Origin of the sequence: Rhodococcus sp. Chr-9 (assembly GCF_000801125.1) — a bacterium.
In the GTDB taxonomy this organism is placed as follows: domain Bacteria; phylum Actinomycetota; class Actinomycetes; order Mycobacteriales; family Mycobacteriaceae; genus Rhodococcus; species Rhodococcus pyridinivorans.
Genome location: NZ_JTIZ01000122.1, coordinates 246,653 through 259,821, shown reverse-complemented (window position 1 = coordinate 259,821; position 13,169 = coordinate 246,653). Strand labels below are relative to the sequence as shown.

General features: G+C 69.1%; 12 protein-coding genes and 3 pseudogenes. 5 read left to right on the top strand and 10 right to left on the bottom strand.

Annotated elements, in window-relative coordinates:
* Nucleotides 1-14: 14 nt before the first annotated feature.
* Nucleotides 15-848, top strand: a complete 834-nt coding sequence (locus QR64_RS20320; protein ID WP_039586971.1) for an HpcH/HpaI aldolase/citrate lyase family protein — start codon at nucleotides 15-17, stop codon at nucleotides 846-848.
* A 12-nt stretch (nucleotides 849-860) separates the two neighbouring features.
* Here the strand turns inward: QR64_RS20320 and QR64_RS20315 are convergent, their stop codons facing one another.
* From QR64_RS20315 to rpsB, 6 genes are all read right to left on the bottom strand, one after another.
* Nucleotides 861-1,604: a class I SAM-dependent methyltransferase gene (locus QR64_RS20315; protein WP_052227383.1), complete on the bottom strand. Its 744-nt coding sequence runs from the start codon at nucleotides 1,602-1,604 to the stop codon at nucleotides 861-863.
* 7 nt (nucleotides 1,605-1,611) lie between these two features.
* Nucleotides 1,612-2,550, bottom strand: coding sequence for a phosphatidate cytidylyltransferase (locus QR64_RS20310; protein ID WP_006550978.1), 939 nt, complete (start codon nucleotides 2,548-2,550; stop codon nucleotides 1,612-1,614).
* Nucleotides 2,551-2,552: 2 nt separating this feature from the next.
* Nucleotides 2,553-3,110, bottom strand: a complete 558-nt coding sequence (gene frr, locus QR64_RS20305; protein WP_006550977.1) for a ribosome recycling factor — start codon at nucleotides 3,108-3,110, stop codon at nucleotides 2,553-2,555.
* Between the two features lie 28 nt (nucleotides 3,111-3,138).
* Nucleotides 3,139-3,867: a UMP kinase gene (pyrH, locus tag QR64_RS20300; RefSeq protein WP_006550976.1), complete on the bottom strand. Its 729-nt coding sequence runs from the start codon at nucleotides 3,865-3,867 to the stop codon at nucleotides 3,139-3,141.
* Nucleotides 3,868-4,064: 197 nt separating this feature from the next.
* Nucleotides 4,065-4,889 carry a translation elongation factor Ts gene (gene tsf / locus QR64_RS20295; RefSeq protein ID WP_006550975.1) on the bottom strand — a complete coding sequence of 275 codons (825 nt, stop codon included), beginning with the start codon at nucleotides 4,887-4,889 and terminating at the stop codon, nucleotides 4,065-4,067.
* Nucleotides 4,890-5,019: 130 nt separating this feature from the next.
* Nucleotides 5,020-5,862 (bottom strand): 30S ribosomal protein S2, encoded by an 843-nt coding sequence (gene rpsB / locus QR64_RS20290; RefSeq protein WP_024100637.1) that lies wholly within the window; start codon nucleotides 5,860-5,862, stop codon nucleotides 5,020-5,022.
* Nucleotides 5,863-6,170: 308 nt separating this feature from the next.
* On the opposite strand from rpsB, the gene QR64_RS20285 reads away from it, so the two are divergent.
* Nucleotides 6,171-6,674 (top strand): M23 family metallopeptidase, encoded by a 504-nt coding sequence (locus QR64_RS20285; RefSeq protein WP_006550973.1) that lies wholly within the window; start codon nucleotides 6,171-6,173, stop codon nucleotides 6,672-6,674.
* Nucleotides 6,675-6,748: 74 nt separating this feature from the next.
* On the opposite strand, the pseudogene QR64_RS28310 reads toward QR64_RS20285, so the two are convergent.
* The 3 genes and pseudogenes from QR64_RS28310 to QR64_RS20275 all read right to left on the bottom strand — a co-directional run.
* Nucleotides 6,749-7,490 (bottom strand): annotated as a pseudogene (locus tag QR64_RS28310) (MinD/ParA family protein); the annotation flags it as partial.
* 1 nt (nucleotide 7,491) lies between these two features.
* Nucleotides 7,492-8,257 (bottom strand): annotated as a pseudogene (locus QR64_RS28305) (ATPase); the annotation flags it as partial.
* Nucleotides 8,258-8,323: 66 nt separating this feature from the next.
* Nucleotides 8,324-9,262 (bottom strand): tyrosine recombinase XerC, encoded by a 939-nt coding sequence (locus QR64_RS20275; protein WP_039586967.1) that lies wholly within the window; start codon nucleotides 9,260-9,262, stop codon nucleotides 8,324-8,326.
* Nucleotides 9,263-9,347: 85 nt separating this feature from the next.
* Here QR64_RS20275 and QR64_RS20270 point away from each other — a divergent pair, with 85 nt between their 5' ends.
* Nucleotides 9,348-10,535: a multidrug effflux MFS transporter gene (locus tag QR64_RS20270; protein WP_033096707.1), complete on the top strand. Its 1,188-nt coding sequence runs from the start codon at nucleotides 9,348-9,350 to the stop codon at nucleotides 10,533-10,535.
* Between the two features lie 15 nt (nucleotides 10,536-10,550).
* On the opposite strand, the gene QR64_RS20265 is transcribed toward QR64_RS20270, so the two are convergent.
* A complete protein-coding gene (locus QR64_RS20265; RefSeq protein ID WP_039586965.1) occupies nucleotides 10,551-11,315 on the bottom strand; it encodes a siderophore-interacting protein in 765 nt (254 codons plus the stop codon).
* A 114-nt stretch (nucleotides 11,316-11,429) separates the two neighbouring features.
* Between QR64_RS20265 and QR64_RS20260 the strand changes: the two genes are divergently transcribed.
* Nucleotides 11,430-11,696, top strand: coding sequence for a DUF6953 family protein (locus QR64_RS20260; protein WP_006550968.1), 267 nt, complete (start codon nucleotides 11,430-11,432; stop codon nucleotides 11,694-11,696).
* A 142-nt stretch (nucleotides 11,697-11,838) separates the two neighbouring features.
* Nucleotides 11,839-13,155 (top strand): annotated as a pseudogene (locus QR64_RS20255) (ClC family H(+)/Cl(-) exchange transporter).
* Nucleotides 13,156-13,169 lie beyond the last annotated feature (14 nt).

Genomic DNA, 13,169 nt, shown 5'->3' with positions numbered 1-13,169 from the left:
GGGAATACGGGAGCATGGACATCATGACCGGTCTCGTCGCTCCCGAAGTCGCACGCTCGTGGTTGCTCGTTCCGGGCCGCTCCCCCGATCTCTTCGACGCCGCCGCCGACTCGCCCGCCGATGCGGTGGTGCTCGACCTCGAGGATGCCGTACCCGCCGCGGCCAAACCCGCCGCTCGCGACGGCATCGTGGCGTGGCTGCGCGAGGGTGGGAAGGCCTGGGTGCGGGTCAACGACGCCACCACGTCGTTCTGGGCCGACGATCTCGCCGCGCTCGCCGGCCTATCGGGCCTGCAGGGCGTCATGCTCGCGAAGGCGGAGAGCGGTCACCAGGTCGAGGCCACCGCCGACCTGCTGCCGGAGGGCACGCGCATCCTCGTGTTGATCGAGTCGGCGATGGGTCTCGAGGCGGCTCCCGAGATCGCCCGCGCGGAGGGCACCTTCCGCCTGGTCTTCGGCAGCGGCGACTTCCGGCGCGACACCGGCATGAGCGACAGCCCGATGGCGATGGCATACGCGAGATCCCGGTTGGTCATCACCAGCCGCGCCGCGCGCCTGCCGGGACCCATCGACGGACCCACACTCAGCGACGACCCCGAGGTCCTCGAACGTGAGGCCGAGCTGACGCGCTCGATGGGGATGACCGGCAAGTTGTGCATGACCGGCGAACGCGCGTCGTACGCGAACGTGGCTCTGAGCCCGAACAGCACGGACGTGGACTGGGCGGAAGGCATCATCGACAAGCTCGGTGAGGACGGGCGCAACGTCCGCGACGGCAGCGACCTGCCGAACCTCGCGAAGGCGAAGAAGATCACCGAGCTGGCGCGGATGTTCGGTATCGGCCGGTAGCGCTGACCGGTCTCAGCTCAGTTCCAGGCCGATGGGTCTGCGGCGCACGTGCAGCCGGTAGCGGACGGTGAGCGTCGTGCCGGGTGTCTCCCGGATCGCCCGGGTCGCGACGCGGGGTGCGAACTCGATGCCGAGCACCCGCTCGAGGGTCGCGCGGTCCGGGAACTCCCACAGCGTGTCGATGCGGCGCAGATCGAATCCCTGCGCCTCGAAGAACGCCTCGACCGCGGCCGGGTCGTAGTACGGGAGGTCGTCGCGCATCCAGTCGCCGTAGGGATGGGCGGTGGCGTCGAGGTCGACGACGGCGAGCGCCCCGCCGGGACGCAGCACCCGCATGGCCTCGAGGATTCCGGCGCCGCACCCGGGGCCGAAGAAGTAGGCGGTGCGGGCGTGGACGAGATCGACCGAGGCGTCAGGCAGCGGCATGTCCGCGGCGGAGCCTTCCGTCACGGTGACCGACGGAAGACCTTTCACGCGGGTGCGGGCCGCGGCGACCAGCGGCGGGTGCGGCTCGATTCCGGTCACCGTGCGTGCGTCGGACGCGAACATCGGAAGGTGGAAACCCGAACCGCACCCGACGTCGACGACGTGGCGGCCGATCCAGTCCGCGGCCTCCCGCAGCGCCGCGTACACGGCGCCGCGGGGGTCCTGCGCGCGGTTCTCCTCCTCGTACACCTCGGGCCAGTGCCAGATGTTGGGGCTGGCGATCACACCACTTCCCGACTTCGGCGCACGAAGCTTCGACGGACGCACCATCGGCCGACTACACGAAGGCCGTGAGGATCAGCCAGGTGACGAAGGCCGACGGCAGGATCGAGTCGAGCCGGTCCATGATGCCGCCGTGACCGGGCAGCAAGGTGCCCATGTCCTTGATACCGAGGTCGCGTTTGACCTGCGACTCGATCAGATCTCCGGCCGTCGCCGTGAACACGAGCACCGCACCGAGGATCACACCGACCCACCACGGGCCGTCGAGCAGAAGCATGACCGTGAGGACGCCGACGGCGACGCACGCCACGAGCGACCCGCCGAATCCCTCCCAGGACTTCTTCGGGCTGATCGCCGGCACCATCGGGTGCTTACCGAAGAGCACGCCCGCTGCGTAGCCACCGATGTCCGACGCCACGCACACGAGCATCAGGCAGAACACGCGCTGCGCGCCCTGATCCTCGAGGACCATGAGGGTCGCGAACGACGCCAGCAGCGGCAACCAGGCGGCGACGAAGACCGCGACAGCGGTATCGCGCAGGTAGTTGCGTGGCTGCGCGACGAGACCGTGGTCGAACAGGCGCCACAGCATCGTCACGACGACCGTGCCCGCGAACGCGCCGAGCACACCCGTTGTGCCGTACGGCCACCCGAGCCAGATCATCGCCTGACCACCGGCCAGCAGCGGCAGTCTGGGGACGAGCACGTCGGCTTCACGCAGACGCTTGGTGACCTCCCAGGTCGCGATGCCGATGGCGATCGCGACGACGGCGAGCCACGCCTTCGGGGCGAACAGCAGGATCCCGATGACGAGCGCACCCAGACCCCCGCCGACCGCGAAGGCGGCCGGCAGGTCGCGTCCCGCCCGTGAGGGTTTCTTCACCGGCTCCGACGCAGGGTCGGGGGCCGGTGCCGGGTCTGCAGGGGTGGCACCGGAGTCGGCTCCGGCACCGAGTGGAAGCTGCGGGTCGGAGGACCCGTCGGCTCGACCCACTGTCAGACCTCCATCAGTTCGGCTTCCTTGTGCTTGATCAACTCGTCGATCTGACCGACGTACTTGGCGGTCGTCTTGTCGAGTTCCTTCTCGGCGCGGTTCACATCGTCCTCGCCGGCCTCGCCCTCCTTCTGGATGCGGCCGAGTTCCTCCATCGCCTTGCGGCGGACGTTGCGCACGGCGACCTTGGCGTCCTCGCCCTTGGCCTTTGCCTGCTTGACGAGTTCGCGGCGACGCTCCTCGGTGAGCTGCGGGACCGAGATGCGGATGATGTTGCCGTCGTTGGTGGGATTGACACCGAGATCGGAGTTGCGGATGGCGGTCTCGATCGCGTTCAGCTGCGAGGCCTCGTACGGCTTGACGATGACCATGCGCGCCTCGGGAACATTGATGCTGGCGATCTGCGTGATCGGCGTGGGAGCCCCGTAGTAGTCGACGACGATGCGGTTGAACATGCCCGGGTTCGCGCGACCGGTCCGGATGCCACCCAGATCGTCCCGGGCCACCGTGACGGCCTTCTCCATCTTCTCTTCTGCTTCGAAGAGGGCTTCATCGATCACGGCAGTTCCTCCATGTTCCGTTGTCCGTTCATGACCGTACGAGTGTTCCGATCTTCTCACCGGCGATGGCTCGGGCGATATTGCCCTTGGTCAGCAGATTGAAGACCATGATCGGCATGGCGTTGTCCATGCACAGGCTGAAGGCGGTCGCGTCGGCGACCTTGAGGCCCTGTTCGATGACCTCGCGATGGGTGATCTCCTCGAACAGCACCGCATCCGGGTTCGTGCGGGGATCGTCGGAATAGACACCGTCCACGGCCTTCGCCATGAGGACGACCTCGGCGCCGATCTCGAGTGCGCGCTGCGCGGCGGTGGTGTCGGTGGAGAAGTACGGCATGCCCATGCCGGCACCGAAGATGACCACACGCCCCTTCTCGAGGTGGCGGCGCGCACGCAGCGGCAGGTAGGGCTCGGCGACCTGCCCCATCGTGATGGCGGTCTGGACGCGGGTGTCGATGCCTTCCTTCTCCAGGAAGTCCTGCAGCGCAAGGGAGTTCATGACCGTGCCGAGCATGCCCATGTAGTCGGATCGCGCGCGTTCGAGACCGCGCTGCTGGAGTTCGGCGCCGCGGAAGAAGTTGCCGCCACCGATCACGACCGCGACCTCGGCGCCACCGCGCACGACCTCCGCGATCTGCTGGGCCACCGTCGTCACCACGTCCGGGTCGAGTCCGACCTTGCCGCCGCCGAACATCTCGCCGCCGAGCTTGAGCAGTACCCGGCGGAATCCGGGCCGATCGTGGGCGTGGTCGGACATGACTCTCCTCTGGTTGCGCATGAATCGGCCCTTATCATCCTGCCTCATCCGCTCGCGGGAACCGAGATCGGGCGGATAGACACGCCACACCTGTCACCGCGCAGCACGCGCGGGCGCCTCCGGGCCCCGAGGCGGCGTGGCCCGACACACCTCGACCCCGCCGGTAGCAGCACCGACGGGGTCGTGGAGTGGAAGAACTAGCTGGCGCCGACCTCGAAACGCACGAAGCGGACGACGTTCGCGCCGGCCTCGTCGAGGATCGCCTTGACGGTCTTCTTCGAGTCCGTCACGGACGCCTGCTCGAGCAGGACGACATCCTTGAAGTAGCCGTTGACGCGGCCTTCGACGATCTTCGGCAGAGCCTGCTCCGGCTTGCCCTCGGCCTTGGCGGTCTCCTCGGCGATACGACGCTCGTTGGCGACGATGTCCTCGGGAACCTCGTCACGGGTGACGTACTTGGCCTTCAGAGCGGCGATCTGCATGGCGGCAGCGCGAGCGGCCTCTGCAGCAGCGTCGCCCTCACCGGTGTACTCGACGAGCACGCCGACGGACGGCGGCAGGTCGGAAGCACGCTTGTGCAGGTAGACGGCGGTCTGACCGTCGAAAGCGGCAACGCGACGCAGCTCGAGCTTCTCGCCGATCTTCGCGGACAGCTCCTGGACGAGGGCGTCGACGGTCTTGCCGTCGGCCTCGACGGCCTTGAGCGCCTCGACGTCGTTCGCGCGGGCCTGTGCGGCAGCGGTGACGACCTTGTCGGCGAGAGCCTGGAACTCGTCGTTCTTGGCGACGAAGTCGGTCTCGGAGTTCAGCTCGACGAGAACGCCGTCCTTGGCGACGACGAGGCCTTCGGCGGTGGAGCGCTCGGCGCGCTTGCCCACGTCCTTGGCACCCTTGATGCGCAGCTGCTCGACGGCCTTGTCGAAGTCGCCGTCGTTGTCGGCGAGAGCGTTCTTGCAGTCCAGCATTCCGGAGCCGGTGAGCTCACGGAGACGCTTGACGTCGGCGGCGGTGTAGTTCGCCATGGAAGCGAGCCTCCTGTGTCTGTGGTGGAAAAGTCTCTGGGGGCGGCCCTGTCGCGCGGATGAGCTCGGGCCGCGATGCGACGGCCCCGACCCGGATCTCTCGATCGGAAGGTCGGGGCCGGGCAACGAATCAGGCCTCGGGGGCCGCGTCTGCTGCGGGGGCTACGTCCGCTGCGGGCGCCTCGGCGTCGGCGGCGGGGGTGGCCTGCGCGAGCAGCTCCTGCTCCCACTCGGCGAGAGGCTCGGCACCGGCCTCGGGCTTGGCCTCCGCGTCGCTGCTCTTGCCGGCGCGGGCCTGCAGGCCCTCGGCGACAGCGGAAGCGACGACCTTGGTCAGCAACGCCGCGGAACGGATCGCGTCGTCGTTGCCCGGGATCGGGTAGTCGACGAGGTCCGGATCACAGTTGGTGTCGAGGATGGCGATGACCGGGATGTTCAGCTTGCGGGCCTCACCGACGGCGATGTGCTCCTTGTTGGTGTCGACGACCCAGATCGCCGACGGAACCTTCGCCATGTCGCGGATGCCGCCGAGGGTGCGCTCCAGCTTGTTCTTCTCACGCGTGAGCATGAGGATTTCCTTCTTGGTGCGTCCCTCGAAGCCGCCGGTCTGCTCCATCGACTCGAGCTCCTTCAGGCGCTGCAGGCGCTTGTGAACGGTCGAGAAGTTGGTGAGCATGCCGCCGAGCCAGCGCTGGTTCACGTAGGGCATGCCCACGCGGGTGGCCTCTTCGGCGATGGATTCCTGAGCCTGCTTCTTGGTGCCGACGAACAGCACGGTTCCACCGTGAGCGACGGTCTCCTTGACGAACTCGTACGCCTTGTCGATGTACGTCAGGGTCTGCTGCAGGTCGATGATGTAGATGCCGTTGCGGTCGGTGAAGATGAACCGCTTCATCTTCGGGTTCCAGCGACGGGTCTGGTGTCCGAAGTGGGCGCCGCTGTCGAGCAGCTGCCGCATAGTCACAACAGGCATGCCTGTTTCTCTCTTTCGTGTCGGTTTCCGCGGTGGATCTTCCGATCCCCGCCCTGGCGCCCACATGCCCGTCGAACCCTTGCGGGACCGGCCGACGGCCATTTCCGATGCGGCCCGAAGAAACGGGTCGGCATCGATGCGCGGACGCGCGAAGTCGATCTGCGTATACAGACCGCCCGACAAGTGTACGCGGAGCAGGCGCGGATCCCTAACCGGGAGTCACCGGACCTGTGGACGGATCCGGAGTTGTCCACAGATCGCGTCGCCCCCCTGGTGCGCAGCGACTCCGATTCACGAGGCTGGCGGGCATGCTCCTCACCGCTCCCCTCCGGTCGCTCGCCGTCGTGATCGCCGCGGTCGTCGTACTCACCGCTGCGCCGGGACCCGGATCGGCCGACGCCGGACGGTTCGTGTGGCCGCTCGATCCCCGGCCGGTCGTGAGCCGGCAGTTCGACCCGCCCGAGCAGAACTGGCTCCCCGGTCACCGCGGTGTCGACCTCGACGCACACGTGGGGCAGACCGTCGTGGCCGCCGGTGACGGCGTCGTCGCGTTCGCCGGTGTCGTGGCCGGGAAGCCTGTGGTCTCCGTTGATCACGAGGGCGGGCTGCGCACCACCTACGAGCCGGTGGAGGCGGCGGTCGCCGCGGGTCGCCGGGTGACGAGGGGCGATCCCATCGGCACCGTCGTCGCCGGTCACGATGGCTGCGCCTCCCCCGCATGCCTGCACTGGGGACTCCGACGCGGCCGCGACGACTATCTCGACCCGCTGCCCCTCGTCGAGCGCCCGGTGATCCGCCTGCTGCCGGTATGAGACGTCCCGGGGCCCGTGCGCCCCGCCTGGCGCACGGCGTGTCGACCCGACTAGCGCCCCGCGTGTCGACCCGACTAGCGCCCCGCGTGTCGACCCGACAGTGCAGGGAAGTCGTCGGCGACCATCGCGGCGAGTTCGACGAACGCCGTGCGTGTCGCGGGGCGGAGGCGTTCGAGATCGATCTCGGCTCCCTCGGCGAGATGCTCGTCGAAGGGCAGCACCTTCACCGCCCGGCACCGCGCGAGGAAATGCGCGGTCAGCGCGTCCATGTCGATGCTCGCCGCACCCGGGCGCGGCGAGCTGATCACCACGACCGTGCGTTCGACCAGGTCGGAGTAGCCGTGCGCCTGCAGCCAGTCGAGGGTCGCCGCCGCACTGCGGGCCGCGTCGACCGCAGGTGAGGCGACGAGGACGAGGGTGTTCGCCAGGTCCAGCACGCCCCGCATAACCGATTGCATGATCCCGGTCCCGCAGTCGGTGAGGATCACGTTGTAGTAGACCTGCAGAATGCCGACGACGCGGCGGTAGTCCTCCTCGCTGAACGCTTGGGAGGCAGCGGGATCGCGTTCGCTCGCGAGCACTTCGAGCCGGCTCGGCGCCTGGGAGGTGTGGGCACGCACGTCCGAGTACCGGCGGATGTTCGACGCGTTCGCGAGCAGGTCCCGCACCGTCGAGGTGGTCTGCTGCGGAGTTCTCTGCCCGAGGGTGCCGAAGTCCGGATTCGCGTCGACGGCGATGACGCAGTCGCCGCGCAGCGACGCGAACGTCGACCCGAGCCCGACGGTCGTGGTGGTCTTTCCCACCCCGCCCTTCAGCNCCGCGATCCGGTAGTCGCCCGGGATCGGCTGGCGGATCCGGGCGACGAGCTCCTCGCGGCGCTCACTGCCTCCTCCGTCGAGCCTGCCGCCGGTCAGCCGGTCGACCCGCTCCCGCCACCGCCGCGTGGAACGTCGTGACCTGCGGACGAGCACTCCCGACGCGAGGTCGACATTCGACGGCTGATGGTCGAACCGCTGGGCCTCGTGTTGCAGGTCGTCGACCGGAGCGTCCGTTCGCGCCGGTAGCGGGCCCGAGACCTCGGGTTCGACCGGTCCAAGAGCGACCTCCGTAGTCTCCGGGCCCGACACCTCAGGTGCAGGTGCAGGTGCCACAGTGTCGGGCTGCGTCTCCATGGCTTCGGGTGCCGCTTCCGAGAAGACGGGCTCAGGCTCGGGTTCGGTCACGGCTTCCGGAACCACCGCATCGGTCGCTGCCGAGACCGCCGCCTCGGGCTCCGACGATGGGAGCACCGGATTCTCGGGTCGCGCCGGTTTGTGCGCGACGAGCGGTTCGGACGCCTCCGGCTCCGGGTCGTCTGCGCTGATCCGGGGCCGCAACGCCATGCCGAGAGGCACGGAGGCCGTCATCTCGATCGGAGCGGAGGCAGTGGGCGGAATCGCACCGTCGCCAGGCGAAGTGGAGGAGCCGAGCGTCTCGGCGACTCTGGCCGCGCGGCGGAGGCCGCGGCGCGCGTGGTCGGTTCCGGATTCCGGTGGGTCCTGCAGCCAGGCGGGCACGGCAGGACCCGGTTCGTTGCGTCTCATCTGTTCCCCCGATTCGATGGTGCCGGCGCACGCTATCAAACCGGGACGGCTTCTCGGGCAGGCCGATCAGGCGCGGGGATGAGCCTGATCGTGCGCGGCGCGCAGACGCGCCACCGACACGTGGGTGTAGAGCTGCGTGGTGGCCAGACTCGAATGGCCCAGCACCTCCTGGACCACGCGCAGGTCCGCTCCCCCTTCGAGCAGGTGCGTCGCAGCACTGTGCCGCAGGCCGTGCGGTGCGAGGTCGGGTGCGCCCGGCACCGACGAGACGGCGTCGTGCACCACAGACCGGACCTGCCGCTGATCGATCCGGCCACCACGCTTGCCCAGCAGCAGCGCCGCACCCGACGACGGTCGTGCGAGATGCGGGCGTCCGTGACGCAGCCACGCGTCGAGCGCCTCTGCCGCGGGACCTCCGTAGGGAACGATCCGTTCCTTGTCGCCCTTGCCGAGAACCCGGACGACCCGCCGCTCGGCGTCGACGTCGTCGATGTCGACCGCGCACAGCTCACCGACCCGGATTCCGGTGGCATAGAGCAGCTCGACGATCACCCGGTCACGCAGTGCGACGGGATCGAGTTCACGCGCACCGGATTTCGCGGCCTCCATGATCTCCAGTGCCTGGTCGTCGCGGAGCACGGCGGGCAGGGAGCGGTGCGGACGTGGCGAGACCAGACGCGTCGCCGGATCGGCGTCGAGTCGGCGGGTGCGTACGAGCCATGCCGTGAAGACGCGTGCCGACGAGGTGCGCCGCGCGAGCGTGGTGCGGGCCGCTCCCGCCGCCACCATCCCGGCGAGCCAGGATCGCAGCAGATCGAGGTCGAGGTCGGTGATGCGCGCATCGGGATTCCGGTCGGCGAGGTGCTGCAACAGCGAACGGATGTCGGCGCGATAGGCGCGGATCGTGTGTTCCGAGCGGTTGCCTTCGAGGCGGAGGTGGTCGACGAAGTCCTCGAGGTGCACGTCCAGCGTCGCGGGGAGCATGTCGGATTCCTTGCCTCGCATGGGTCTACCGTGCGGCACGACCGCCTCGGGTGCAACGGCCCGCGCCGACTAAGGTGCTTTCGTGAACAAGACGATCCCGGTACCGATGTTGTGCGCCCTGGCGTTGCTGTCGGCGATCGCGCCGCTCGCCACGGACATGTACCTCCCGGGACTTCCCGTCATGGCGGAGAGCCTGGGCAGTTCGACCGTCGGCGTCCAGCTCACACTCACGACGTTCATGGCGGGTCTCGGACTCGGCCAGCTGCTCGTGGGTCCCCTGTCGGACGGCTGGGGCCGTCGACGGCTGATCCTCGCCGGCACGATCGTCCTGGCGGTGAGCAGCGCGATCTGCGCGATGGCACCCACCGTCGAGATCCTGATCGCTGCGCGTCTGGTCCAGGGCTTCAGCGGCGGCACCGGCATCGTCCTCGCCCGGGCGGTCATCGCCGACCGGGCGCGAGGCAATCAGGCCGCCAAGCTGTTCAGCCTGATGATGATCATCGGTGGCATCGCGCCCGTCGCCGCTCCTCTGCTCGGTGGTGTGCTGCTTGGACCGATCGGATGGCGCGGCATCTTCTGGGTGCTCACGGGCCTGGCCGTCCTGATGGCCGTCGGCGCCTTCGCGTTCGTCCCGGAGACCCTGCCGCCGGAGGAGCGGCACGGCGGCGGTCTGAAGACGATGGCCGGCAACTTCGGGTACGTCCTCCGGCAGCGACGCTTCGTGGGTTACGCCGCCGCGATGGCCCTGGGCTTCGGCGCGATGTTCTCGTACATCTCGGCCTCGCCGTTCGTCACCCAGAACATCCTCGGTCTGAGCCCCGGCCAGTTCTCGATGGTGTTCGCCGTGAACTCGGCCGGTCTCGTGCTGGCCAATGCCGTCAACACCCGCCTCATCGGCCGGTTCGAGGTGCGGACACTGCTGCTCTTCGGTGTGACCACCATGTTCACGGCGGGCGCCCTGCTGTTGCTGACGATGGTCGTCGTCGGCTACGTCGCGGCGCTGATCCTGCCGCTGCTGTTCGTCGCGATCAGCATGATGGGCCTGACGCTGGGCAACGCCACCGCGCTGGCCCAGTCGCAGGTCCCGAAGGCGGCCGGTACGGGCTCCGCCGTGATCGGCGCCTCCCAGTTCGGTCTCGCCGCCGTGGTCTCCCCCCTCGTCGGGCTCGGCGGCGAAGGCACAGGTATCCCGATGGCCGTCGCCATCGTCGTGTGCTCGGGACTCGCGCTCACCTCCGCTGCGGTGCTGGCGCGTGACTCGGCCGCGGTGCCGGCGCGCGAGTCCTCGAGCTGACGCGAACCGCCGCCGTCAGTTGCTCTCGACGGCCGCCAGTTCGCTCTTCCATACGCGGAAGCCCTCCTCGGTGCGTCCGCGACGCCAGTAACCCGAGATCGACGCGCGTGCCGGCGGTACGGCCCGTTCCTTCCGCAGGTACGGCCGGAGGTGCTTCATGACGGCCTCGGCCTCACCGTGCACGAAGACCTGCACGTCGCCGCCCGGCCAGGGCAGGGCCTTCACCGCTGCGACGAGCGGCGAGTTGCCGTCGATCAGGTCGGCACCGGCGTCACCGGCCGCGACACCGCGATGGAGCCACGTGATGTCCACACCCGCCGGCGCGTCGAGTTTCAGTTCGTCGCCTGGACCGATGACCTCCAGGAAGACCGCGCCCCGCGCGTCGGCGGGCAGGTCCTCGAGCGCAGTCGCGATCGCAGGGATCGCGGTCTCGTCGCCGGCGAGCAGATGGAAGTCGGCGGAGCGATCGGGCCGGTATCCCGCGCCGGGTCCCCGCACCACGACCTGCGTGCCCGGTTGCACCGAGCGAGCCCACGGCCCCGCGACACCCTCGTCGCCGTGCACGACGAAGTCGATCCAGATCTCCCCGGCGTCCGGGTCCACGCGCCGGACGGTGTAGGTGCGGACGACCGTCTCGTCCCCCGCGGGCAGCTCGATCTTCACGTAGCTGTCGGTCTCCGCACGGGCCTGGAACTCGCCGAAGCCGTCTCCGCCGAGCACCACGCGGACGAAGTGCTCGCCGATCGCCTCGGTCCGCAGAACCGTGAGTGTCGTCCCCATGGGCGCTTTCCGTGCCACCGAACCTCCTATTAGGGTTACCTATCTCGCGTCACCGTACTCTGTCGCGGGGTGCGGCGGGGAGGTCACGATCGGCGAGGCTCTAGGCTCGAGAACATGAGCACCACCGCGGCCGACATCGCCACATGGATGACCGACATCATCACCACCGAACGCAGGGTCACCCAGACCGACATGGTCGACGCGATCGAGGCCAAGTTCGGCTCCGAGTGGATCTACGTGAACGACAACGGCCACCCCTCGATCGACCGCGCCGTCCTCAAGGAGTTCCGCAAGGCCCACCGCGGTGCCGTGAAATGGGACCGCGAGGACCGCGCTTGGTACGTCGAGGACGAGCCGACCGCCGACACCTCGGCCGAGTAGGCGGTCCTCCTCCGAATTCACCCTCGCGCGTCCCCGCGAAACGTCTCGGAGTCTGTGAACATACGGTCACGACTCCTTCGCGCGACCGTCTCCGGCACCGCCGGGCGGATCGGCGCGTCGGCGGCAGGTCGGAGGGCGCCGGGTGGACATCGAGAACGTGCGGGAACCTACCGTTCCCGCTCGCGAACTGGCGACGATCTGTGTGCTGGCGATCGTGGCCGGCGCCGTCATCGGCGTCGTCGGCGGGGCCTTCCGCTGGTGCCTGGAACGGCTCGAGCGATGGCGGATCCACACCGCGGAGTGGGCGCACGAACTTCCCGGTCCGGGATGGCTCGTGCCGGTGGGAATCACGATCCTTGGCGCTCTGCTCGCAGCGCTGATCGTCCGGATGGTCCCCCTCGCCTCGGGTAGCGGAATCCAGCACGTCGAAGCCGTCGACCGCGGGCAGGCCGAGCCCCCACCTCTGTCGGTGCTGCCCTCCAGATTCGTCGGGGCGCTCCTGTCGATCGGGTCGGGTCTCGTCCTGGGACGGGAGGGCCCGATCGTGCACATGGGTGCCGCGGTGGGCGCCGAGACCGCACGCTGCGCCCGGCGTCCCGAGCACGAACGTCTGCTGCAGACCTCGGTGTCCGGTGCCGGACTCGCGGTCGCGTTCAATGCCCCGATCGGCGGTGCGCTGTTCGTCTTCGAGGAGGTCACCGGCAGCTTCCGTTTCCGCACGGTCGTACCCGTCGTCCTGTCGGTGGCCGCCGCGGTGGTGTGCTCGCGGACGATCGTCGGCGACACCCCCGACTTCGCCGTGGACCCCATCGCTCCCCCGTCGATCGTCCTGCTGCCCGTGTTCGTGGTGTTCGGTCTGCTCACCGGACTGCTCGGCGCGGCCTACAACCGGATGGTCCTGGGCTCGCTGAGCGTGGTGGAGTCGGTCCGGTCGCTCTCCCCGGTGATGAAGGCTGCAATCATCGGCGGACTCGTCGGGTTGTTGTCCGTGGTCGCACCGTGGGCCGGCGGTGGCGGCGACTCCCTCGTCCAGCACGTGGTGAGCGGTGGTGCGCTCGCACTGCCGGTGGTCGCCTGGTACGTCCTGCTGCGGTTCGTCGCCGGCCCGCTGTCGTACGCGGCCGGGACACCGGGCGGACTGTTCGCGCCGCTCCTCGCACTGGGCGCTCTCTGGGGTCTGTTGTGCGCCGGGATCTGTACCGCGATCGTCCCCGGGATCGGGTCGTCCCTGGCCGTGCCGATGGCCATCGCGGGGATGGCCGCTCTCTTCGGCGCGTCGGTGCGGGCCCCGATCACCTGAGTCGTCCTCGTCGTAGAGATGACCGCGGCGACGGGAGTGACGGTCCCGATGCTCGCCGCGACGATCTGCGCCGTCGTCGTGGCGTATTCCACGCGGGTCCCGCCCATCTACGACAGCCTGCGCGACCGCATGTTCGGCACCCCTCCCGACCGGGGGTAGACCGCCCCGGGCGT

What these genes read in the sequence shown, in the direction of transcription:
- QR64_RS20320 (WP_039586971.1), top strand. Translation starts at nt 15, where the DNA reads ATGGACATCATGACCGGTCTCGTCGCTCCCGAAGTCGCACGCTCGTGG.
- QR64_RS20315 (WP_052227383.1), bottom strand. Translation starts at nt 1,604, where the DNA reads ATGGTGCGTCCGTCGAAGCTTCGTGCGCCGAAGTCGGGAAGTGGTGTG.
- pyrH (WP_006550976.1), bottom strand. Translation starts at nt 3,867, where the DNA reads ATGTCCGACCACGCCCACGATCGGCCCGGATTCCGCCGGGTACTGCTC.
- tsf (WP_006550975.1), bottom strand. Translation starts at nt 4,889, where the DNA reads ATGGCGAACTACACCGCCGCCGACGTCAAGCGTCTCCGTGAGCTCACC.
- rpsB (WP_024100637.1), bottom strand. Translation starts at nt 5,862, where the DNA reads ATGCCTGTTGTGACTATGCGGCAGCTGCTCGACAGCGGCGCCCACTTC.
- QR64_RS20285 (WP_006550973.1), top strand. Translation starts at nt 6,171, where the DNA reads ATGCTCCTCACCGCTCCCCTCCGGTCGCTCGCCGTCGTGATCGCCGCG.
- QR64_RS20275 (WP_039586967.1), bottom strand. Translation starts at nt 9,262, where the DNA reads ATGCGAGGCAAGGAATCCGACATGCTCCCCGCGACGCTGGACGTGCAC.
- QR64_RS20270 (WP_033096707.1), top strand. Translation starts at nt 9,348, where the DNA reads ATGTTGTGCGCCCTGGCGTTGCTGTCGGCGATCGCGCCGCTCGCCACG.
- QR64_RS20265 (WP_039586965.1), bottom strand. Translation starts at nt 11,315, where the DNA reads ATGGGGACGACACTCACGGTTCTGCGGACCGAGGCGATCGGCGAGCAC.
- QR64_RS20260 (WP_006550968.1), top strand. Translation starts at nt 11,430, where the DNA reads ATGAGCACCACCGCGGCCGACATCGCCACATGGATGACCGACATCATC.